Consider the following 18,638-nt stretch of genomic DNA (forward strand, 5'->3'; position numbering starts at 1 on the left):
CGTTCCATGCTGGCGACGGCACGACCCGTAGGTCCAGTGCCGATCTCGTCTGTAACGCATCGGACCCGTTGATATGCCCCAGCCGTGCTCGACGCCGGCCGACCGCGCGTGCGGCGGGCGGCGGGCCTCACGCGGAGGCCACGGCCTCCCGGATCGCCGGGACGACCTCGCGCGCCCAGGCGTCCGGCTCGCTCCCGAAGTAGGTGAAACCGGACGCGCCGTGCTCCAGGACGGCGCCGCTCAGCTCCTCCGCCCACTGGTCCGGCGACCCGCCGATCCAGCGGCCCTCGGCGTCCCGCGTCGCGGCGAGCGGCCGGGCGGTGATCCGCCCCGGCAGGTTGTAGACCGTCCGGACGTCGGACGGGTCGCGCCCCGCCGCCGCGGCCGCCTCGTCGATCAGCGGACGCGACCACCGGTACCGCTCGCTCAGCCAGTCGGCCGCGTGCCCCGGGATCCAGCCGTCCGCGTGCCGCCCGGTGACGGCGAGGGACCGCGGCCCGTTCGACCCCGTCCAGATCGGCGGCGTCGGCGCGGCGGCCGCCTCCAGGCCCTTGACCTGGTAGAACTCGCCGTCGAAGGTCACCGGACCGCCGCCGCCCGACAGCGCCCGGACGACCTGGAACGCCTCCTCGAACGCCCGCACCGCCTGCCCCGGCGTGAGCCGCTCGACGCCCATGCGCGCCGCCTCGTCCCACAGCCCGCCCGCGCCGAGGCCGAGGATCACGCGCCCGTCCGACAGCTCCGACAGCGACGTGAGGGTCCGGGCGAGCAGCGGCGCCGGGCGCACGGGCAGGCTGGAGACGTTCGCGAACGCCGACAGCCGCTCCGTGCGGCCGAGCAGCACCCCGACGGTGGCGTACGCGTCGAGCCGGTCGGCGTAGTACGGGTGGTCGGAGACGCTGACCATGTCGAGCCCGTCGCGGTCGGCCCGGGTGGCCTGCTCCAGCATCTGCCGGGTGGTCCGCACGGCCGAGGAGAGCCCGAGGCCGAAAACAAGTTCGTTCCGCGAATTACGCATCGTATTTCCTTCGAGCTAGGGTGTCGGTATGGGAAAGGCAACGGGAGAGCGGATGGCGGTCGCGACCGCGCTGGTCCGCTCGTCCTTTCTGGTGAACGCCGTGTACGCCGGGGCCGCGCGCGAGTACGGTCTGACGCCGCAGCAGGGGCAGTTGCTCTGCGTCCTGATGCTCCGGCCGATCGGGATGGGCGAGCTCGGGTCGATGCTCGGCCTGGCCAAGTCCAGCCTGACCGGCCTGGTCGACCGCACCGCCCGGCGCGGCCTGGTCCGCCGCGAGCCCGACCCGGAGGACGCCCGCGCCGTCCGGGTCGCGCTCACCGAGGCCGGCGCCGCGCTCGCCGACGACTTCTACACCGAGACCTGCCGCCGGGTCGAGGACCTGCCCTCCGGGTTCAGCGCCGCCGACCGCGACGCCCTGGTGGAGCTGCTCGCCCGCGTCGTCGACGAGAACCACGTCCCCGAGGTCTTCATGGACGAGCCGTAGCCCACGCCCACTAAACCGCAGGCTCGGGCTCGGGCTCGATGTTGAAGAGCTCGACGAAGCGGCCGATGAACAGGTCGCGTCCCTTGTACTCGGAGACCGTCTCGGCGGAGAGCACGAGCGGGCCGTCCGGGGTGGGGAACTGGCCGACGCCGCCGTCCGGTCCGAGGGGCAGCAGCACCGACGGGATCGGGGACGGCGCGTACGTCGCCACCGGGGCCTCGCCCCGCACCCGCGCCGCGACGTTCGCCGCCACGACCTCGGCGTGCTGGAGCGCGTACCCGGCCATCTTCGCCTCGTCGAGGTCGGTGACGTCGCCGAGCGCGTACACGTTCTCGAAGCCCTCCACGTTCAGGGTTTCGGTCACCCGGATCCGCCCTCCCGGGGTGCGGGCGGCGGCCAGGTCGTCGCCCAGGTAGGACGTCTGGACGGCCACGCCGTACGCGCGGAACCAGATGTCGGCGGTGATGCCGTCCACGGTGAACGTCTTCGTCCGGCCCGGCTCGACCGGCGGCTCCTGGCTCAGCGCGGTGCCCATGCGGATCTCGACCCCGCGCTCGTCCAGCTGTCGTTGGAGGTCGGCGCGCATCTCGTCGTCGAAGGCGGGGGCGATCCGCTCGCCTGGGTCCACGATCGTCACGTGCTTGTCCGGCCAGACCGCCTTGATCTCGCCCGCGAGCTCCAGGCCGACCGGCCCGGCGCCGGTGATCAGCACCCGGGACGCCGCGGCGAGCTCGGCGTGCGTCTCGCGCAGGTGGGCCATCGCCTCGTCCGCGACGTCCGTCCGCATCTTCGCGGGATACGGATATCCGGAACCGGACGCCAGCACGATGTGGTCGGCGTCGATCCGCTCGCCCGACTCCAGCGTCACGCCCCGGGCGTCCACCGAGGCGGCGCGGGCCCGCACCACGCGTCCGTTGGTCAGCAGCCGGTCGTAGCGGAAGAACATGTTGGGCGCCCATTCCGGGTCCACCAGCGACCGCAGCGCCCCGGCCGAGTGGACGAACGCGTCCTTCGGCTCGACCAGGATCACGTCGGCGTGCTCATCCAGCGCCTTGGCGGCGGCGGCGCCACCGTATCCCCCACCGATGACAACAACGGTCTCCGTCATTTCAACCACTCCCTGGTGCTTCAGTTCGTACTACGAACATTAAATCGTTCGTAGTACGAACTGCAAGCCAAGGTGACCCAGGTCACGTCGACCGGCGCCCGAATGTCTCGGATACGAGACGTTCACTGATGGGACGCGGGATGGCGGCCGAGGCGGCGGGTGCGATGCTGGGACGGTGAGCATCGTCATCACGAACATCGGGGAACTGGTCACCAACGAGCCCGGACTGGGGGAGGGGCCGCTCGGGATCGTCCGGGACGCCGCCCTCGTCCTCGACGGGGAACGCGTCGCCTGGGTCGGCGGCGCCGCCGACGCGCCCGCGGCCGACGGGGCGCATGACGCGGGAGGCGGCGCCGTCCTTCCCGGGTTCGTCGACTCGCACGCGCACCTGGTGTTCGCGGGGGAGCGCGCCGAGGAGTTCGCCGCACGCATGTCGGGCCAGCCGTACAAGGCGGGCGGAATCCGGACGACCGTCGCGAAGACGCGCGCCGCGTCCGACGACGAACTGCGCGCGAACGTCCGGCGGCTCGTGGACGAGATGGCCCGGCAGGGCACGACCACCGTCGAGTGCAAGTCCGGCTACGGCCTCAACGTCGAGGACGAGGAGCGGGCCGTCCGGATCGCGGCGGAGTACGCCGACGAGGTCACCTTCCTCGGCGCCCACGTCGTCCCGGCCGAGTACGCCGACGACCAGCAGGGATACGTGCGGCTCGTCGCGGGCGACATGCTCGCCGAGTGCGCGCCCCACGCCCGCTGGATCGACGCGTTCTGCGAGCGCGGCGCGTTCGACGCCGACCAGACCCGCGAGGTGCTGGAGGCCGGGATCAAGGCCGGGCTCCTGCCGCGCGTCCACGCCAACCAACTCGGCGAGGGGCCCGGCGTCCAGCTCGCGGTGGAACTGGACGCGGCGTCCGCCGACCACTGCACGTTCCTCAGCGACGACGACGTCTCGGCGCTCGCTGGCTCATCGACCGTCGCGACGCTGCTGCCGGGCGTCGAGTTCTCCACCCGGCAGCCCTACCCGGACGCCCGGAGGCTGCTCGACGCCGGGGTCACGGTCGCGCTCGCGAGCGACTGCAACCCCGGGTCCTGCTACAGCTCGAGCATGCCGTTCTGCATCGCGGTCGCTGTCCGGGACATGCGGATGACGCCCGCCGAGGCGGTCTGGGCCGCGACGGCGGGCGGCGCGCGGGCGCTGCGCCGCACCGACGTCGGACGGCTCGGCGTCGGCGCGCGCGCGGACGTGCTCGCGCTGTCCGCCGCGTCCCACATCCACCTGGCCTACCGGCCGGGCGTCCCGCAGGTCGCCGCCGTCTGGAAGCGCGGCCGCCGCGTCTGACGCCGCCCGGGCGAGGCGGTCGGACGAGGTGGGTCAGACGAGGTGGTCAGACCCAGAACGTGTCGTGTTCGAGGAAGAACGCGACACGTTCCTCGTCGGTCATCTCGCCCAGGTGCGGGAGACCCTCGAAGTACCCCTCGCGCGGCGCGCCCGGCGAGAAGTGGAGCAGCATGGACGCCGGCTCGCCCGACTCGTTCCGGAAGCCGTGCACCCCGCCCTCCGGGACGTGCACCCAGTCGCCGGGCGCCGTGTCGATCCACTTCGCGCCGTCGAAGATCCGGACCGTCCCGGACAGGATGTAGAACGACTCGGAGATCGACCGGTGGAAGTGCGGCGACGGACCGGACGGGTTCGGGCCCATCTCCCACCGGTACAGCCCGAACTGCCCGTTCGTCGACGCGCCCGTCGCCAGGTAGTGGACGCGGGTGCCGGCCTCGTAGACGAAGTCGGGCTCGGCGGAGTCCGGCCGGTAGGTGGCGCTGATCTCGCCCGTGTCGCCCAGGTACCGGGGCTCTGGATAGGTCATCGCGGGTCCTCTACAGGGTGATCTGGTAGACCTTGCGGAGTGTCTCGTGGACGGTCCAGGTGGTGCGCGCGCCCTCGGTGAAGACGCCCACGTCGCCGGGGCCGACCTCCAGAGTCGGCCCGTCCTCGACCGTGATCGTGGCGCGGCCGGTCAGGACCGTGAAGATCTCGTCGGCCTCCACGTCCGTGACCGTCCCCGGGGTGATCTCCCAGATCCCGCGCTGGACCGTTCCGTCCTCGTGCAGGACCGTGCTGAACATGCGCGGCTCACCGGCCAGGACGGTCGCGGGGTCGAGCTCGTCCTCCTCCAGGACGGCGCTGCTCACGGAGAGGGAGAAGGTCATGTCGTACTCCTTTGGGCGATTCCTGCCCCGGAGCGTACCGACATATGCTTCCCTTCCGCTGCCCCCGGCACCTCCCTTTCCCTCCGAACGGATCAGGTCAGGTAGCGGCGGTTCACCCTGATCAGCGGGGAGCGGTGGCGCGCCACGTAATCGGCGGCCAGCACCTCCGCGACGAACAGCAGATGGTCGCCCGCCTCGATCGTCCGCCGCGTCTCGCACTCGAGCGCGGCCAGCCCGGACTCCACGACCAGCGCGTCCGACACCGGGCCGCGGTGGTGCGGCTCGGACGCCAGCAGGATCCGCGCGGACGGACGGCCCGCCGCGGCGAACCGCCCGGCGAGCGCCCGCTGCTCCGCGCTCAGCACCGTCACCGCCCACCGGGGACGGCGTTGCAGCACCTCCGCGAGGTACCCGTCCGACGCCACGCCCACCAGGACCATCGGCGGCTCCAGCGACACCGACATGAACGAGGTGACCGTGGTGCCGAGATCGTCCCGTTCGTCCCGGACGGTCAGCACCACGACCCCCGTCGCGAACCCCGCGACGGCCTCGGTGAACTCGACCTCGTTCAGCGGATCTCCCAGTTGCCCGGCAGCGTGAGCGGACCTGCGGACGGCAGCCCGAGCCGCGCGGCGACCCCGCCGAGCGACCCCCAGCCGTCGAACCGCGCCGACGCCGCCGCGCGGTCCTCGCTCGACTCCGGCGGACGCAGCCGCTCGATCGGCGAGGTGTGCGGGAACGTCCGGACCGGCGCGTCCGCCGGCAACCCGGCCTTCCGCCGCGCCAGGTCGACCGCGAGCTCCAGGCCGCCCAGCTCGTCCACCAGGCCGCTCGCCTGCGCGTCCGCGCCCGTCCAGACCCGGCCGCGCGCCAGCTCGTGGACGCGCTCCCGCGTCATCCCGCGCCCCTCGGCGGCCTTCCCCGTGAAGTCGGCGTAGATCTTGTCGAGCGAGGCGTTGATCCGCTCCCACTCGGAGTCGCTGAAGTCCTTGGTCGCGCTGAACATGCGGGCGTGCGCGCCGTCCTCGACCGCGCCGAGCCCGACCCCGATCCGGTCGAGCAGCCCGTTCACCACGGCCTTCCCGACGACCACGCCGATCGAGCCGGTGATCGTGCCGGGCTGCGCCACGATCGTGTCCGCGGCCATCGCGACGTAGTAGCCGCCGGACGCCGCGACGTCGCCCATCGACACGATCACGGGCTTGCCCGCCTTGCGCGCGAGGACGACCTCCCGCCAGATCGCGTCGGACGCCACCGCCGACCCGCCCGGGCTGTTCACCCGGAACACGATCGCCTTGACCCTGTCGTCCTTCACCGCCGCGCGGAACGCCGCGCCGACCGTGTCCGAGCCCATCGCGACGCTCTGCCCGGGGAGCGGCCCGCCGCGCCCGCTGCGGCCGAGCCGGATCTGCCCGTGCCCGTTGATCAGCGCGATGCCGTCGTGCCCCCCGGGGTGCGGGATCCGCCTCGCGAGGCCGTGCGTCCGGTTGTACCGCGCGACGTACCTGAGCTGCGCGTCCGCGCCCGCCTTCGCCTTCAGGTGCGCGTACACCTCGTCGCGGTAGCCGAGCTTGTCGACCAGGCCCGCCTCGAGCGCCTCGTCCGCCAGCAGCGGACCCCGGTCGGTCAGCTCGCGGACCCGCTCCGGCGTCAGCCCGCGCGCCTCCGCGATGCCCCGCGCCATCTGCTCGCCGATCGACTCGACGAGCCGCTGGGACGACTCCTCGTGCTCCGGCGTGTACGCCTTCTCCATGAAGGTGTTCGCCATCGTCTTGTACTCGTAGCGCTTCGCGAACCGCGGCTGGACGCCCGCCTTCTCCAGCGCCCCCGCGAAGAACGGCTCCTCCAGCGCCACGCCCGTCAGCCCGACCTCGCCGGTCGGCTGCAGGTACACCCGGTCGAACGCGGACGCCAGGTAGTAAGGCACGGTGCCGCGCCCGCCCTCGCCGAACGTCTCGGCCCACGCGACCGTGTACGTCCCGGACTTGCGCAGCGCGGCGACCGCGTCCCGGATCTCCTGGGTGAGCGCCAGGCCGATACCGCCGGTGACCTTTACTACAAGGGCCTTCACACGGGCGTCCGAACGCGCGCGGCGCAGCCCGGAGAGGACGTCGCGCAGGTGCGTCCGCCGCATCGCGAGGAACGCCGACAGCGGATCGCCGGGCGGGGCCTCGACGATCCCGTCCGTCAGGTCCAGTTCAAGGACCAGCGGCCCGGTACGGCGCTCGCGCGCCTGCCGGATGACGTTGACGACATTGCCGGGATCCACCATCCCCCCACCCTATGCGCCGGCCCCGCCGATCGAACGAGCACCCGGCCGGGTCGTCTTTCCCCAGGCGGGGAGGGTCAGCGGGCGAAGGCGCGGTTGGGCAGGACGGACGCGCTCGCCTGCGCGAGGACGCGGCCCTCCGCGTCGGTGATCGCGGCGTTGGCGACCATGCGGGTGCGGCCCGCGTGCACGCACGTCCCGGCCACCGTGTACGTCCGCCCCGCAAGGACGGGCCGCAGGTAGTCGACGTTCAGGCTGAGCGTCAGCATCGGCATGAAGTGCTCGCCCGTGGACGCCCCGGCGAGGCACGAGGCGTTGTCGAGGATCATCGCGACATAGCCGCCGTGCACGGTCCCGCCGGGGTTGCACAGGTGCCCGCCCGGCGTCCACTCCAGAGAGATGCGGCCGGGTTCGGCGGACCGGATCGTCTGGCCGATGTGCTCGTCCACCAGGGAGACCTGCGGGAACCGGCCGTCCGCGATCGCCTGGATCAGCTCCGCGCCGGACAACTCGTCCCACATGCGCGCGTGTTCGGCCTGGACGGCCTCCGCTGCGGCCTGCGCGGCCTCGGTCTCGACGCTCAACGCTGCTCCCCGGGGGATGGACGTCACCAACCCGAAGGGTATTCGGGCGGCGATGCGCGGGCACTGTGCCCTTGGTCACGGCTAGGGTCGCGGGCATGGGAGACGGCGACGGTGACGGCTGGACGCGGTGTGAACAGGGGCATAAGCACTGGGGCCGGTACGGCGCGTCCGGGCTGCTGCCCTATCACCGGGACCAGGACGGCGTCATCCACGTGCTCCTGCAGAAGCGCGGGGCCTGGGGGCTGGGCGGCGGCAAGTGGGGCATGTTCGGTGGCGCCAACCACAGCCACGAGGACCCGATCACAGGCGCCATCCGCGAAACGGGAGAGGAGAGCTCGTTCGACGCGTCCGACGCCGATCTCGTAGGAACCCGTACCGAGGACCACGGCGGCTGGGCGTTCACCTCGGTCGTCGCGTCCGTCCCCGAGATGGTCACCGTCCGGGGCATCTCGTTCGAGACGCGCCGCGCCGCATGGGTGCCGGTGGACGACGTCGGCTCACTCAAGCTGTTCGCACCGTTCGCCGGAACCTGGCCGATCCTGCGGGAAGCGCTCTTCGAAGTCGTCCTGATCGTGGACGCCGCGAACGTCGTCGGCGCGCGCGCCGAACACGGCTGGTGGCGCGACCGTGCCGGGGCCAACGCGCGCCTCCGCGACGACCTGGCCGTCCTGGCCGAGGGCGTCACCGACCTGCCGAGCGTGCCGGTGCCCTACGACACCGTGTACCCGATCATCGTCCAGGTGGTGGAGGGCGCCGCGCGCTCGGTGTCCTCGTCCGACTGGGTGGAGGTCAGCCCGGCCTCCGGCAGCGGGGACGACCACATCGTCGAGCTCGTCGCGGGCGTCGGACCGGGGGAGAAGGCGCTGGTCATCACCGCCGACCGCGAACTCAAGACCCGGGTGGCGGCCGCCGGCGGCGCCGTCGCCGGACCCCGCTGGCTCCTCAGCCGCCTCGGCCGCCCGGACTGAGGCGGGACGCGGCCCGGCTAGGGCAGGATCCTGTGCCCGGCCTCCTGGAGTGCCGCGGCCGCGACCTCCTGCTTGTAGTCGGGCACCAGGACGAGGTCGGCGTGATAGGTCGACGCCACGAACACGGGGACGTGGGCCTCGGCCAGCGGGCCCACGATGGCCGCGAGCATGCCGGGCTGATCCAGCGAGTGCGCGGTGGCTCCGCCGTAGAAACCCACCCAGCGCCCCTCCTCCACATAGGGCGGGGCCTCACGGACGACCGTCAGCCCCTCAGGCGCGCGTACGAGGGCCACCCACTCGTCGTCCTCGGGGAACACCGAGTTGGGCAGGTGCTCCAGGACGAACTGGTTCGGGACGACACCGAGGGTCTGCGCGACGGTCATTCCGCCACTGTATTGGTGTCCCCGGCCTCGATCCCCTCGGGAACCAGCCACACGACGCCCAGCGGGGGCACGCGCATCTCGGCCGAGGCGGGCATCGCGTGGCACGGCTCGTCGCGGGCCTCGACGCGTCCCAGGTTGCCGACGCCACTGCCGCCGTACTCGTAGGCGTCCGAATTGAGCAGTTCGAGCCAGCCGCCTAGGCGCGGTAGCCCGACGCGGTAGTTCTCGTGGGCGTCGCCGGAGAAGTTCACGAGACAGACCAAGGGCGCTCCGTCCGCCGAGTACCGGACGAACGAGAGGACATTGCCCTCCGCATCGTTCGCGTCGATCCACTGGAACCCGTCCGAGGACGCTTCGCACGACCACAGCGCGGGCGCGTCCCGGTAGGCGTGGTTGAGGTCGCGCACGAGCCTCTGCACACCGATGTGGTTCGCGCCTTCGGCCGCGTTGTCCAGAAGCCACCAGTCCAGCGGACGGCTCTCCGACCATTCCGCCCCCTGGCCGAACTCCCCGCCCATGAACAGAAGCTGCTTCCCGGGGTGAGACCACATGTAGGCGAGCAGGGCCCGTAGCCCCGCGAACTTCTTCCATGTGTCGCCGGGCATCTTCTCCAGCAGCGACCCCTTCATGTGCACGACCTCGTCATGCGACAGGGGAAGCATGTAGTTCTCCGAGAACGCGTACACCATCGAGAACGTGATCTCGTTGTGGTGGTAGTGCCGGAACACCGGATCGTGCTTGAGGTAGTTGAGCGTGTCGTGCATCCAGCCCATGTTCCATTTGAACCCGAATCCGAGCCCGCCCAGATGCGTGGGACGTGAAACCCCAGGCCAGGCCGTGGACTCCTCGGCGATCGTGATGATCCCGGGGTTCCGCTTGTAGGCCGTCGCGTTCATCTCCTGGAGGAGCGAGATGGCTTCGAGGTTCTCCCGTCCGCCATAGACATTGGGCTTCCACGTGCCGTAGTCGCGGGAGTAGTCCAGGTAGAGCATGGACGCGACGGCGTCCACACGGAGGCCGTCTATGTGGAACTCCTCAAGCCAGTAGCACGCGTTCGCCACGAGGAAGTTGCGCACTTCGGCGCGTCCGAAGTCGAAGACGTACGTCCCCCAGTCGGGATGCTCGCCCCTCTCGGGATCGGGGTGTTCATAAAGGGCCGTCCCGTCGAATCGCGCGAGTGCCCAGTCGTCCTTGGGGAAATGCGCGGGAACCCAGTCGACGATGACGCCGATGCCCGCCTGATGCAGCCGGTCCACGAGATGCCTGAAGTCGTCCGGCGCACCGAAACGGGACGTGGGGGCGTAGTAGGACGTGACCTGATACCCCCAGGACGGCCCGTACGGATGCTCGGCCACCGGCAGGAACTCCACGTGCGTGAAACCCATGTCGTGCACGTAGCCGGTCAGCTCGTCCCCGAGTTCCCGGTAGCCCAGGCCAGGACGCCACGAACCCAGATGCACCTCGTACACGCTCATGGGCTCGTCCACCCAGCGGCGCCCCTTACGGCGGTCCATCCAGTCGCCGTCGCCCCACTCGTACGCCGACGTGTACACGCGCGAGGCCGTCGCCGGAGGCGTCTCGGTGTACCTCGCCATGGGGTCCGCCTTGGTGCGCCACACATGGTCTTCGCCGAGGATCTGGAACTTGTAGGCGTCGCCGTCCCCGACGCCCGGGACGAACAGCTCCCACACGCCCGTGGAACCGAGCGAGCGCATCGGGTGCGCGCGTCCGTCCCAGTGGTTGAAGCCGCCCGCGACGCGGACGCCGCGCGCCGTCGGAGCCCACACCGCGAACGCCGTCCCGGAGACGGGACCGAACACCGAGCCGTACGTCCGGACGCGCGCCCCGAGCGCCCGCCAGAGCTCCTCATGGCGCCCCTCGCCGATGAGATGCAGGTCCAGCTCCCCGAGAGTGGGGAGATGCCGGTACGGGTCGTCCTGGACGACCTCAGGGCCGCCGGGATAGGTCACCGAGAGCCGGTAGTCGGGCACCGCCTGCGGCGGACCGGACGTGTCGGACAGCGAGGCGCCCGGCGGCAGCGTCCCCGTGAACACGCCGCCGTGATAGTGGCGGAGCCGCCTCCGGTCCCCGCCCGGCAGGATCACCTCGACCCGCTCCGCGAGCGGGCGCAGCGCCCGGACCGTCACGCCCGTCCGTCCCGGGTGCGCGCCGAGGACGGAGTGCGGATCGTGGTGGTCGCCTCCGACGAGCCGGTCGATCTCCGCGCGGGTCACTCGTGTCATCGGCGCTCCTCCCGGGGGTGAGGGCGGTCTGGGCGGCGGATGTCCTCCTAGCCATGCCCCGAGAAACGCGGGTCTCACCCGGTTCCGGAACCCGAACCCCAGGTGAAGGGGAGACGCGTGATGCCGTTGTCGAAACTCGAGAGCAGATATTCGGGCTCCCCGCACGCGCGAAGACCGGGCAACCTGTCGAACAGCTCCCGGAACATGATGCGCAGCTCCATGCGCGCGAGGTTCGCCCCCAGGCAGAGATGCGGCCCCGGCCCGCCGAACCCCACGTGCGGGTTGGGGGAGCGGGTGATGTCGAACGCGTCCGGATCGGTGAAGACCTCCGGATCACGGTTGGCGGCCAGGTAGAACAACACCACCTTGTCGCCGGCCTTGAGCGGATGCCCGTTCAGCTCATGGTCGGTGGTGACCGTCCTACGGAACTGGATGATCGGGGACACGTACCGGACGAGTTCCTCGATCGCCGTCCCGATCCGCTCGTCGTAGTACTCCGAGAACAGCAGGTCGCGCTGGTCCGGATGGTCGGTGAACAGCTTCAGCCCGTGCGCGAGCGCGTTCCGCGTCGTCTCGTTGCCGGCCACGAGCAGCAGATCGAAGAACGACCCGAGCTCCTTCACCGACAACCGCTCACCATCGGGGTTCGCGTTGACGAGCGCCGACACCAGGTCGTCCGCCGGGTCCTCCCTGCGCGCCTCGCCCAGGCGCGCGACGAGCCGGTGCAGATCGACGATCGCCTTGAGGTTCCCCGCCAGCAACCGCATCGTGCGCGGACTCGCCAGGGACCCGCGCACGCCCGAGTACTCCGTCATCGCGTCGATCCGCGACAGCACGTACGGACGCGTCTCCTCCGGGATGCCCATCATCGAGCAGATGACGTCGATCGGCAGCCGCGCCGCGACCCGCCCCACGAAGTCGCCCGCCCCGGCCCCCTCCGCCAGGACGTCGTCGACGATGCGCGCCGCCGTCGCCCGGATGTCGTCCTCGATCCTCGCGAGCATCTTCGGCGTGAACGCCCGGAACACGATGCGCCGCAGACGCGCGTGCGCGGGATCGTCCATGTTCACCATCGGCGTGCCGAACACCTTCGACAGCCACGGCGGAGGCTCCGGCGACGTCGCGGCGGGCTCGCTGGAGAACACCTTCGCGTTCCTGCTCGCCGCCACCACGTCCGCATGCCGGACGAGCGCGTAGAAGCCCTTCCCCGAGCGGACGAACGGAACCCGCGGCTCGGGGAAGTACACCGGGGCCCCGCGCTCGCGCAGGCGCGCGAAGTCCGCCAGCCGCTCACCCGGCGGACGATCCCAGAACCCGATATCGACCAGGTCGATGTCAGCGGCGAGCGTCATCACGATCCCCCTGCGTTCGATAAGCACGGTTCGACAAGCACGGTTCGACAAGCACGACTGCGTCCGACGAGCACGACTGCGTTGGGCGGCGCGACTGCTGCGTCCGACGGCACGCCTGCGTCCGGACGGCACGATCCGGGTGCTCGGAAAGCAGTCCGGTCAACGGCCGGCCCACCTGACCTCGTACGGTGCGAGGTCGAACCTGTGCCCGCCCACCTGAGCCGACACGGACACGCTCCGCGTGTTCACGAGGACCATCTCGTGCGCCTGCGCGAGGACCCGTACGGACGGGTCGGACGACCGCACGTCCACGAGTCTGGTCCCTGGGGGGAACCAGCGCCCGAGGTTCTGCAACATGAGCAGGTTCGGCGTTCCGCCCCCGCCCTGCGACGAGCCGAACCACAGGCAGCCGGGGCAGCTCGCGGACGTGTTGGTCTGCGGACTCCAGTAGAACGAGCTGGCCGCCCCGCCCTTGACGAACTCCATCATCGCGGCCGTCAGCACCGCGCCCCTGTGCTCGTCCGACCAGCCCGAACCGTCCGGCTCGACGTACCATTCGGCCCACCACACGGGCAGTTTCGGATCCAGTCCGCGCAGCCATTTCGTGGTGTCGGAGAACTTGGCGAGCATCTGGAACTCGTCCACCTTGAGGCTCTTCTCCTGAGGCAGGGAAGAACCGTCCACCGCGAGGAAGTCCGCACCCGCCTTGTGCTTGGACCAGTACTCGACCGCGTCCAGGCCGCGCTGGTCCATGCTTCCCCACACGCCGTGCAGCTGCGAGGGCGGACCCGTGGATCTACCAGGGGCATCACTGTTGAGCACGATGTACGGGCCGCCGACCTTCAGATCGGGATTCACCTTCTTCAGTGCCGTGTACACCTTGTTGTAGAGCTTCGTGTACCCCTCGTAGTCCCACCGGTTCGCACCGTTGTTCCAGAAGCCTTTGAACTCGTTCCAGACGGCGTAGTACTTCACGTCCGGATAGCGCTGGGCGACCTTCGCGGCGAGATTCGCGAAATCATCGAAATGCTGCGGCTCGACGGCGTCCTCGAGGTGCGTCCAGTCGGTCTGGCCCTGCGCCCCGCCCTTCATCCAGTCCGGCGAGCAGCACAGCGTGATCACCGGGGTGCCCCTGGTCTTGCGGATCACGCTCATCCGGTGGTCGAGCGACGACCAGTTGTACTCGCCGGGACTCGGCTCCGGGTTGTCGAGACCCCACCCCATGATGGGCGTGACCTGCGGCATCGCCTGCCGCGAGAGATCACGGAGCGCCTGCGCCGGCCCCTGCTGCGCGTCGACCGTGATCTGCGTGTGGGTGAAGCCCCACGCGGGCCAGCCCTTCGGCGCGCCCGGCGCCACCCTGGCCGCCGCCCCCACCGCCCCCGCCGGGCCGGTCGGCCCGGGCCCGGCCCCTCCGGCCTGCCAGCCCATGGCCCAGAGCACCAGCGCCGCCGTCAGCATCCCCGCGATCGCCGCGAGGAGCGCGACCGGGATCAGGCTCCGGCGACGCCTCCGCCCATGCCTCCCATGCCGCCCCTGAAACGGCCCTCGTCCTCCCCGGAGTGGTGCGGCGTGATCGGGCTCTTCCGCCTCCTGGGCCCGCGACCGAACTTCCACGTGCGCCTCCCGTGATCGGCGTCATGCGCGCACGTCTGTTAGAACGCCGCGGACGGCGGCCGGGTTCGTCCCCGTCCTCCCCCGGGCCGTCATATCTGCCTAACCCCTGCGGGCCCTGCCCGGGAACCCGCACCCGTACGACCCGGCTGCGTCCCCTGCACGACCGGATCCCGTCAGCGCACGATCGGAGCGGCCCGTCTCACCCGCGCCGGACGGCGCCTCGGGCAAAGTCTCGGGCAAACCGCTGCGGGACGACCGGGAGGTGTGCGTCAGGAGAATGCGCCGGAGTGGACCCGATCCGGCGGAAGAACCACTCTGCGCGACCGCACGGACGACACGACTTCTCGTTGGGGTCGCGCCGATGTGTCATCCGTGCGGTCACGTCCTCCTGGCCCGGGAGGTGATGCCCACCCCACCGACCAGAGCTCCATTCCTGTGTCACCTGAGCGCCACAGGTCACTGTCGTCGCGGCCCGGGAAAGCCCGGCCCGCCCCCGAATCCGGGCCGGGCGCCGGTCCCCCGAGAGCCCGCCTCACCGCTCGCCGCCGCTCCGCCGGGCCTGCTCCGCCAGAAGCCCGCAGAGGCCGTCGGCGTCGTCGGAGGCCACGGTCATCGCATATCCGGCCTGGAGTTGGGCGTCGGTGAGATCCCCGTTGCGGGTCGCGTACCACCGCCCCGCGTCGCTGCGCCAGACGAGCCAGCCGGGGTACTCGCGCTCGATGGTCGTCTTCAGATCCTCGAAGTCGCCCATCAAGGTCGTCCTTTCCCCGGGGCGGCGGTTCTGTATACAAAAGTCTTACTCGGTCGAAGAGGTGTCAAGCTGTCCGTAAGTGGACCGTCCCCTCACGGACAGTGCCTAGGGAGGTGAGCCCGTGGCCGAACGCCCGGCCTACCTGCGCATCGCCGACACCATCCGCGACCAGATCCGCTCGGGCACGTATCCACCCGGATCCCGCCTGCCGACCATGCGGGATCTCGGCGACGAGTTCGGTGTCTCGGAGATCGTCGTCCGCCAGGCGTTCGCGCTCCTGCGCGGCGAGGGTCTGATCGAGTCGCGGCGCGGTGCCGGAACCATCGTCCGGCACACGCCCCCGGTCCGCCGCATCGCGATGGACCGCTACCTCCGGTTCGGCGCACCGAACCCCGGTGTGCCGCATCCTGGCGCGCCGCATCCTGGCGCGCCGCATCCCGGCGCACCGGATCCCGGCGCGACGGACCCCGGCCGCGACGCCCCGGCGCCGGCCACCACCTTCACCCACGACCAGCGGATCGGCTGGCAGGAGTACCGGCTCGACCGGGAGTTCACCCGCACCGAGGCCACCCCCGACCTCGCCGCCCTCTTCGAACTCCCCGTCGGCACCGAGCTGCTGCGCCGTCGATTCGTGTTCTACGCGCGCGGCGACCCCCAGCAGATCTCGGTCAACTACCTGCCCTGGGACCTGGTCGCCGAGACCCCCGTCTCCGACCCGGCGCGCGAGCCGTGGCCCGGAGGCACCCTCGCCCAGCTCGCCTACCTGGGCCACCCGCCCACCCGCGTGGAGGAGGCCGTCGGCGCGCGCATGCCCACCCCCGAGGAGGTCGAGACCCTCGGCATGGCCGCGGGCGTCCCCGTCTTCACCATCACCCGCCGCATGATCTCCGGCGCCCGCGTCCTGGAGGTCTGCCGCGACATCGTCATCCCGGCCGATCGCGCCGTCCTCGACTACGCCATCGACCTCACCCCCGACGTTCCCGACCCGGTTCCGGACGACCCGGACGTCCCCGACCTCCACCCGAACGGCCGCCGCGACACGCGCCGCAACCACCGCCGCCGCGGCCGCTAGCCCCTTCGCGGGAGCCGCGCGTCATTCCTTGAAGAGCCAGTCCTCGTCGTCGTCCTCACGGCGGCGAGGGCGGGGGAGGTCATGGACGGACGCGGCGGACGTCATGGGCGCCTGGTGACCGCCCGGCGGCGCGGACGCCTCTCTCGGGGCGTCGGGCGGCCGGGATGGTCGGTGGACGCGGCTCAGGGCCGCCAGGACGGCGCTGAGGAGGACGACGGCCAGGACGCCGCGGAACGGGCTCCAGGCGTCCGCCATGACCATGACCTGGGCGGTTCCGGCGATGACGGCGAACCCTCCGGCCGAGGCGACGACCGCGCGCCCCAGCGGGTCGAGGCCGGACAGCAGGAGCCACCACGCGGCGGCGGGCGCGGCGAACAGCAGGAGCGCGAGCGGCAGGCTCACGAGATCACCAGGAACCTCTCGACGATCACCGCGACGACACTGAGGAACAGCGGGACGGCGAGGACGGTCAGGGGGCGCAGCCGCCATGTCTCGCCCGGCGGCAGCCGCAGCCGCCGCAGCTCACGGGCGAACAGGACGCCGAGCAGCACCGGCAGGTAGATCAGGCCCGCGGGCGTCCACGGCGACGAGCGCAGGCCGAGCCCGGACGGCTTCGGCACCGGCGGGTTCGGCTCGGCAGGAGGGTTGCGCAGCCGGTACACGGCGGCGTCGCGGTCGGCGTAGACGGTCTCGATGCGCGGGTCGGCGGCGAGCGCGGCGCGCATCCGGGGCGCGAAGTCCGGGGCCAGGCCCGCGGTGAGGACCTGGAAGTCCTCGTGGCTGCGGGTCGTGACGAAGAACCCGCCGGGCCCCTGCTCGCGCAGCCGCTGGATGATCTCCGACAGGTCGGCCGGGTCGCTCCGGCTCGCGATCACCGGCGTGTAGTTGAACCGCTCGAAGTCCCGGTACGACCAGGGCATGACGGGCGTGCCGCCGACGAGGTCGGGATTGTCGGCGCTCATCCACACGACGCCGATCACGCCCTTGGTCTTCTGCGTCATGACGTCGAACGCGCGGACGTCGCTCGGCCGCACCTGCTCGTACTTCTCGTTGCCGTACCGGACGGTCAGGAACCCGCCGACCAGCAGCAACGCGAACACCGACGCCGCCGCCACGGCCGGCCAGTGGCGTCGCGGCCCCGTGCGCAGCCGTCCCAGCCTCACGCGCACGCGCGGGTCACGCACCCGCGGCGCGTCGAACGGCGCGGGGAAGAACAGGTACGCGACGAGCAGGCACGCCGCGGGCAGCATGAAGAAGTAGATGCGCAGCGCGATCTCGCCGCCGTAGTTCTGCAGCCCGAACGACGAGAACGGCACCAGCAGCAGGACGAGCGCCACCCGGTCGTCGATCCCGCGCGCGCGCCGGCGCAGCAGCCCGAGGACGGCCAGGCCGACGACGACGACCGCGATGATGATGCGCAGTTGCTGCACGTCGGCCGTCTGCGGGCTGGTCTGGCTGATCCGTCCGCCCGTGCTCTGCTGGACGTTCTGGAACACGTTGCCGAGCCCGCCGAACAGCTCGCCCTTACGGCTCGACCAGTATCCGACCGTCATGAAGCTGACCCAGGCCGCGTACACGACACCCGCTATGAACGGCAGCCCGCGCAGGCTGCACCGGCGCACCAGCACCAGGCCCGCGCACGAGGCGGTCATCAGGAACGGGGTCAGCTGATGAGCGGCCGTACCGATGAGGATCAGCAGGAACAGCAGACAGAGCAGAATCGTCCGGTCGCGAACGGACGCCTGTGGCGCGGGTAGTTCACCCGGATCCTTGGGACCGAACAGCCAGTTGTAGACCCGCCACAGGCCACCGGTGCGCTGCGCGGTCTCCGGCGAACGGCGGCGTCCGGGCCGTTGCGTCCTCTCGTCATGGTGACGGAACCAGTTCACGAGGATCGCGACGAAGTACAGGTAGAGCAGGTAGGCGAACGCCTGGGGGGAGAGGTAGTCCTGCCCGACCCAGTTGGCGGCGATGAACAACCAGGCCGCGAACCACTTCGCCCGCCACGTCGCCCTCAGAACGCGCAGGATCAGCATGTACGGGACGAGGTACATGAGGTCGGTGAGGGGCGGCGCCCACTTCAGGACGGGTGAGATGTCGTGCTGTCCGACGGCCTTCATGACGAACGCGACGAAGGCGAAGAACCCGGGCGTGCTGAACCGGGCGTCCAGATCCCAGCTGACGGTGTGGGTGCGTTCGATGTACTCGATGAACCCGGCCGTCTGCCACGCCGTCGGGAACCGCGCCTCGGGCTCCAGCGCCTGCGCCACGCCGTGCAGCGTCGCGACGAGCACCAGGATCTGCGCGACCAGCAGCACCCGGTGCGGCCGCGGCAGCGCCAGCGTCAGCATGAACGACAGGACGATCACCGCCGCGCCCGCGAGCGTCGCCCCCGGCAGCACGCTGATCAGCCCGAACCCGTTGGCCGCGCCCAGATCCACGTGCCGCAGCGGGGACCAGAACAGCGCGGTGCCGAACACCAGCAGCGCCGCCGCGGCGAGCGTCGCCCTCCGGTCGGCGACGTCGGAGGGACGCGGCAGCGGCCGGGCACGCTCTTCCGGTTCCTGGCGAACCGTCATGC

General features: G+C 71.3%; 18 protein-coding genes. 4 read left to right on the plus strand and 14 right to left on the minus strand.

Annotation, left to right across the window (positions count from 1 at the left end):
- Positions 1 to 127: 127 nt before the first annotated feature.
- Positions 128 to 1,018 (minus strand): LLM class flavin-dependent oxidoreductase, encoded by an 891-nt coding sequence (locus EBO15_RS15120; protein ID WP_122195023.1) that lies wholly within the window; start codon positions 1,016 to 1,018, stop codon positions 128 to 130.
- Positions 1,019 to 1,046: 28 nt separating this feature from the next.
- Here EBO15_RS15120 and EBO15_RS15125 point away from each other — a divergent pair, with 28 nt between their 5' ends.
- Positions 1,047 to 1,502, plus strand: a complete 456-nt coding sequence (locus tag EBO15_RS15125) for a MarR family winged helix-turn-helix transcriptional regulator (protein ID WP_199744546.1) — start codon at positions 1,047 to 1,049, stop codon at positions 1,500 to 1,502.
- A 10-nt stretch (positions 1,503 to 1,512) separates the two neighbouring features.
- Here the strand turns inward: EBO15_RS15125 and EBO15_RS15130 are convergent, their stop codons facing one another.
- Complete coding sequence (locus EBO15_RS15130) at positions 1,513 to 2,610, minus strand: FAD-dependent oxidoreductase (protein ID WP_122195025.1); 1,098 nt, start codon at positions 2,608 to 2,610, stop codon at positions 1,513 to 1,515.
- A gap of 175 nt (positions 2,611 to 2,785) precedes the next feature.
- Here EBO15_RS15130 and hutI point away from each other — a divergent pair, with 175 nt between their 5' ends.
- Positions 2,786 to 3,949, plus strand: coding sequence for an imidazolonepropionase (gene hutI / locus EBO15_RS15135; protein ID WP_122195026.1), 1,164 nt, complete (start codon positions 2,786 to 2,788; stop codon positions 3,947 to 3,949).
- Positions 3,950 to 3,995: 46 nt separating this feature from the next.
- On the opposite strand, the gene EBO15_RS15140 is transcribed toward hutI, so the two are convergent.
- The 5 genes from EBO15_RS15140 to EBO15_RS15160 all read right to left on the minus strand — a co-directional run bounded on the left by EBO15_RS15140 (position 3,996) and on the right by EBO15_RS15160 (position 7,671).
- A complete protein-coding gene (locus EBO15_RS15140) occupies positions 3,996 to 4,475 on the minus strand; it encodes a cupin domain-containing protein (RefSeq protein ID WP_122195027.1) in 480 nt (159 codons plus the stop codon).
- A 10-nt stretch (positions 4,476 to 4,485) separates the two neighbouring features.
- A complete protein-coding gene (locus EBO15_RS15145; protein WP_122195028.1) occupies positions 4,486 to 4,818 on the minus strand; it encodes a cupin domain-containing protein in 333 nt (110 codons plus the stop codon).
- 92 nt (positions 4,819 to 4,910) lie between these two features.
- Entirely contained in the window at positions 4,911 to 5,402 is a 492-nt protein-coding gene (locus EBO15_RS15150) for a flavin reductase family protein (RefSeq protein WP_122195072.1), read from the minus strand.
- Positions 5,387 to 7,090 (minus strand): signal peptide peptidase SppA, encoded by a 1,704-nt coding sequence (sppA, locus tag EBO15_RS15155; RefSeq protein ID WP_122195029.1) that lies wholly within the window; start codon positions 7,088 to 7,090, stop codon positions 5,387 to 5,389. Before sppA ends, EBO15_RS15150 begins: the two co-directional genes overlap by 16 nt.
- Positions 7,091 to 7,164: 74 nt before the next feature.
- Positions 7,165 to 7,671, minus strand: a complete 507-nt coding sequence (locus EBO15_RS15160; RefSeq protein ID WP_233616201.1) for a PaaI family thioesterase — start codon at positions 7,669 to 7,671, stop codon at positions 7,165 to 7,167.
- A 95-nt stretch (positions 7,672 to 7,766) separates the two neighbouring features.
- Between EBO15_RS15160 and EBO15_RS15165 the strand changes: the two genes are divergently transcribed.
- The gene (locus EBO15_RS15165; RefSeq protein WP_122195030.1) at positions 7,767 to 8,639 is read left to right on the plus strand and encodes an NUDIX domain-containing protein; all 873 of its coding nucleotides are present in this window, start codon (positions 7,767 to 7,769) and stop codon (positions 8,637 to 8,639) included.
- Between the two features lie 17 nt (positions 8,640 to 8,656).
- On the opposite strand, the gene EBO15_RS15170 is transcribed toward EBO15_RS15165, so the two are convergent.
- From EBO15_RS15170 to EBO15_RS15190, 5 genes are all read right to left on the minus strand, one after another.
- Positions 8,657 to 9,022: an ACT domain-containing protein gene (locus tag EBO15_RS15170; RefSeq protein ID WP_122195031.1), complete on the minus strand. Its 366-nt coding sequence runs from the start codon at positions 9,020 to 9,022 to the stop codon at positions 8,657 to 8,659.
- A complete protein-coding gene (gene glgB, locus EBO15_RS15175) occupies positions 9,019 to 11,265 on the minus strand; it encodes a 1,4-alpha-glucan branching protein GlgB (protein WP_122195032.1) in 2,247 nt (748 codons plus the stop codon). The genes EBO15_RS15170 and glgB overlap by 4 nt, the downstream gene beginning before the upstream one ends.
- 74 nt (positions 11,266 to 11,339) lie before the next feature.
- On the minus strand, positions 11,340 to 12,617 hold the full coding sequence (locus EBO15_RS15180; protein WP_122195033.1) for a cytochrome P450: 1,278 nt from the start codon (positions 12,615 to 12,617) through the stop codon (positions 11,340 to 11,342).
- Positions 12,618 to 12,776: 159 nt separating this feature from the next.
- Positions 12,777 to 14,078 carry a GH39 family glycosyl hydrolase gene (locus tag EBO15_RS15185; protein ID WP_122195034.1) on the minus strand — a complete coding sequence of 434 codons (1,302 nt, stop codon included), beginning with the start codon at positions 14,076 to 14,078 and terminating at the stop codon, positions 12,777 to 12,779.
- Between the two features lie 688 nt (positions 14,079 to 14,766).
- On the minus strand, positions 14,767 to 14,985 hold the full coding sequence (locus tag EBO15_RS15190; RefSeq protein WP_122195035.1) for a hypothetical protein: 219 nt from the start codon (positions 14,983 to 14,985) through the stop codon (positions 14,767 to 14,769).
- 121 nt (positions 14,986 to 15,106) lie between these two features.
- On the opposite strand from EBO15_RS15190, the gene EBO15_RS15195 reads away from it, so the two are divergent.
- Positions 15,107 to 16,057, plus strand: coding sequence for a GntR family transcriptional regulator (locus tag EBO15_RS15195; protein WP_122195036.1), 951 nt, complete (start codon positions 15,107 to 15,109; stop codon positions 16,055 to 16,057).
- 21 nt (positions 16,058 to 16,078) lie between these two features.
- Here EBO15_RS15195 and EBO15_RS15200 read toward each other — a convergent pair whose 3' ends face one another.
- Together EBO15_RS15200 and EBO15_RS15205 are read right to left on the minus strand one after the other, a co-directional pair.
- Positions 16,079 to 16,459: a hypothetical protein gene (locus tag EBO15_RS15200; protein WP_122195037.1), complete on the minus strand. Its 381-nt coding sequence runs from the start codon at positions 16,457 to 16,459 to the stop codon at positions 16,079 to 16,081.
- Positions 16,456 to 18,636 carry a hypothetical protein gene (locus EBO15_RS15205; RefSeq protein ID WP_122195038.1) on the minus strand — a complete coding sequence of 727 codons (2,181 nt, stop codon included), beginning with the start codon at positions 18,634 to 18,636 and terminating at the stop codon, positions 16,456 to 16,458. Before EBO15_RS15205 ends, EBO15_RS15200 begins: the two co-directional genes overlap by 4 nt.
- Positions 18,637 to 18,638 lie beyond the last annotated feature (2 nt).

It is taken from the genome of Actinomadura harenae, from assembly GCF_003696215.1.
GTDB classification, from domain to species: Bacteria; Actinomycetota; Actinomycetes; order Streptosporangiales; family Streptosporangiaceae; genus Spirillospora; species Spirillospora harenae.

Excerpts from the sequence above, each read along its gene's own strand:
- EBO15_RS15120 (WP_122195023.1), bottom strand. The coding sequence starts at position 1,018 with ATGCGTAATTCGCGGAACGAACTTGTTTTCGGCCTCGGGCTCTCCTCG.
- EBO15_RS15125 (WP_199744546.1), top strand. The coding sequence starts at position 1,047 with ATGGGAAAGGCAACGGGAGAGCGGATGGCGGTCGCGACCGCGCTGGTC.
- EBO15_RS15130 (WP_122195025.1), bottom strand. The coding sequence starts at position 2,610 with ATGACGGAGACCGTTGTTGTCATCGGTGGGGGATACGGTGGCGCCGCC.
- EBO15_RS15140 (WP_122195027.1), bottom strand. The coding sequence starts at position 4,475 with ATGACCTATCCAGAGCCCCGGTACCTGGGCGACACGGGCGAGATCAGC.
- EBO15_RS15145 (WP_122195028.1), bottom strand. The coding sequence starts at position 4,818 with ATGACCTTCTCCCTCTCCGTGAGCAGCGCCGTCCTGGAGGAGGACGAG.
- sppA (WP_122195029.1), bottom strand. The coding sequence starts at position 7,090 with ATGGTGGATCCCGGCAATGTCGTCAACGTCATCCGGCAGGCGCGCGAG.
- EBO15_RS15165 (WP_122195030.1), top strand. The coding sequence starts at position 7,767 with ATGGGAGACGGCGACGGTGACGGCTGGACGCGGTGTGAACAGGGGCAT.
- EBO15_RS15170 (WP_122195031.1), bottom strand. The coding sequence starts at position 9,022 with ATGACCGTCGCGCAGACCCTCGGTGTCGTCCCGAACCAGTTCGTCCTG.
- glgB (WP_122195032.1), bottom strand. The coding sequence starts at position 11,265 with ATGACACGAGTGACCCGCGCGGAGATCGACCGGCTCGTCGGAGGCGAC.
- EBO15_RS15180 (WP_122195033.1), bottom strand. The coding sequence starts at position 12,617 with ATGACGCTCGCCGCTGACATCGACCTGGTCGATATCGGGTTCTGGGAT.
- EBO15_RS15185 (WP_122195034.1), bottom strand. The coding sequence starts at position 14,078 with ATGCTGACGGCGGCGCTGGTGCTCTGGGCCATGGGCTGGCAGGCCGGA.
- EBO15_RS15190 (WP_122195035.1), bottom strand. The coding sequence starts at position 14,985 with ATGGGCGACTTCGAGGATCTGAAGACGACCATCGAGCGCGAGTACCCC.
- EBO15_RS15205 (WP_122195038.1), bottom strand. The coding sequence starts at position 18,636 with ATGACGGTTCGCCAGGAACCGGAAGAGCGTGCCCGGCCGCTGCCGCGT.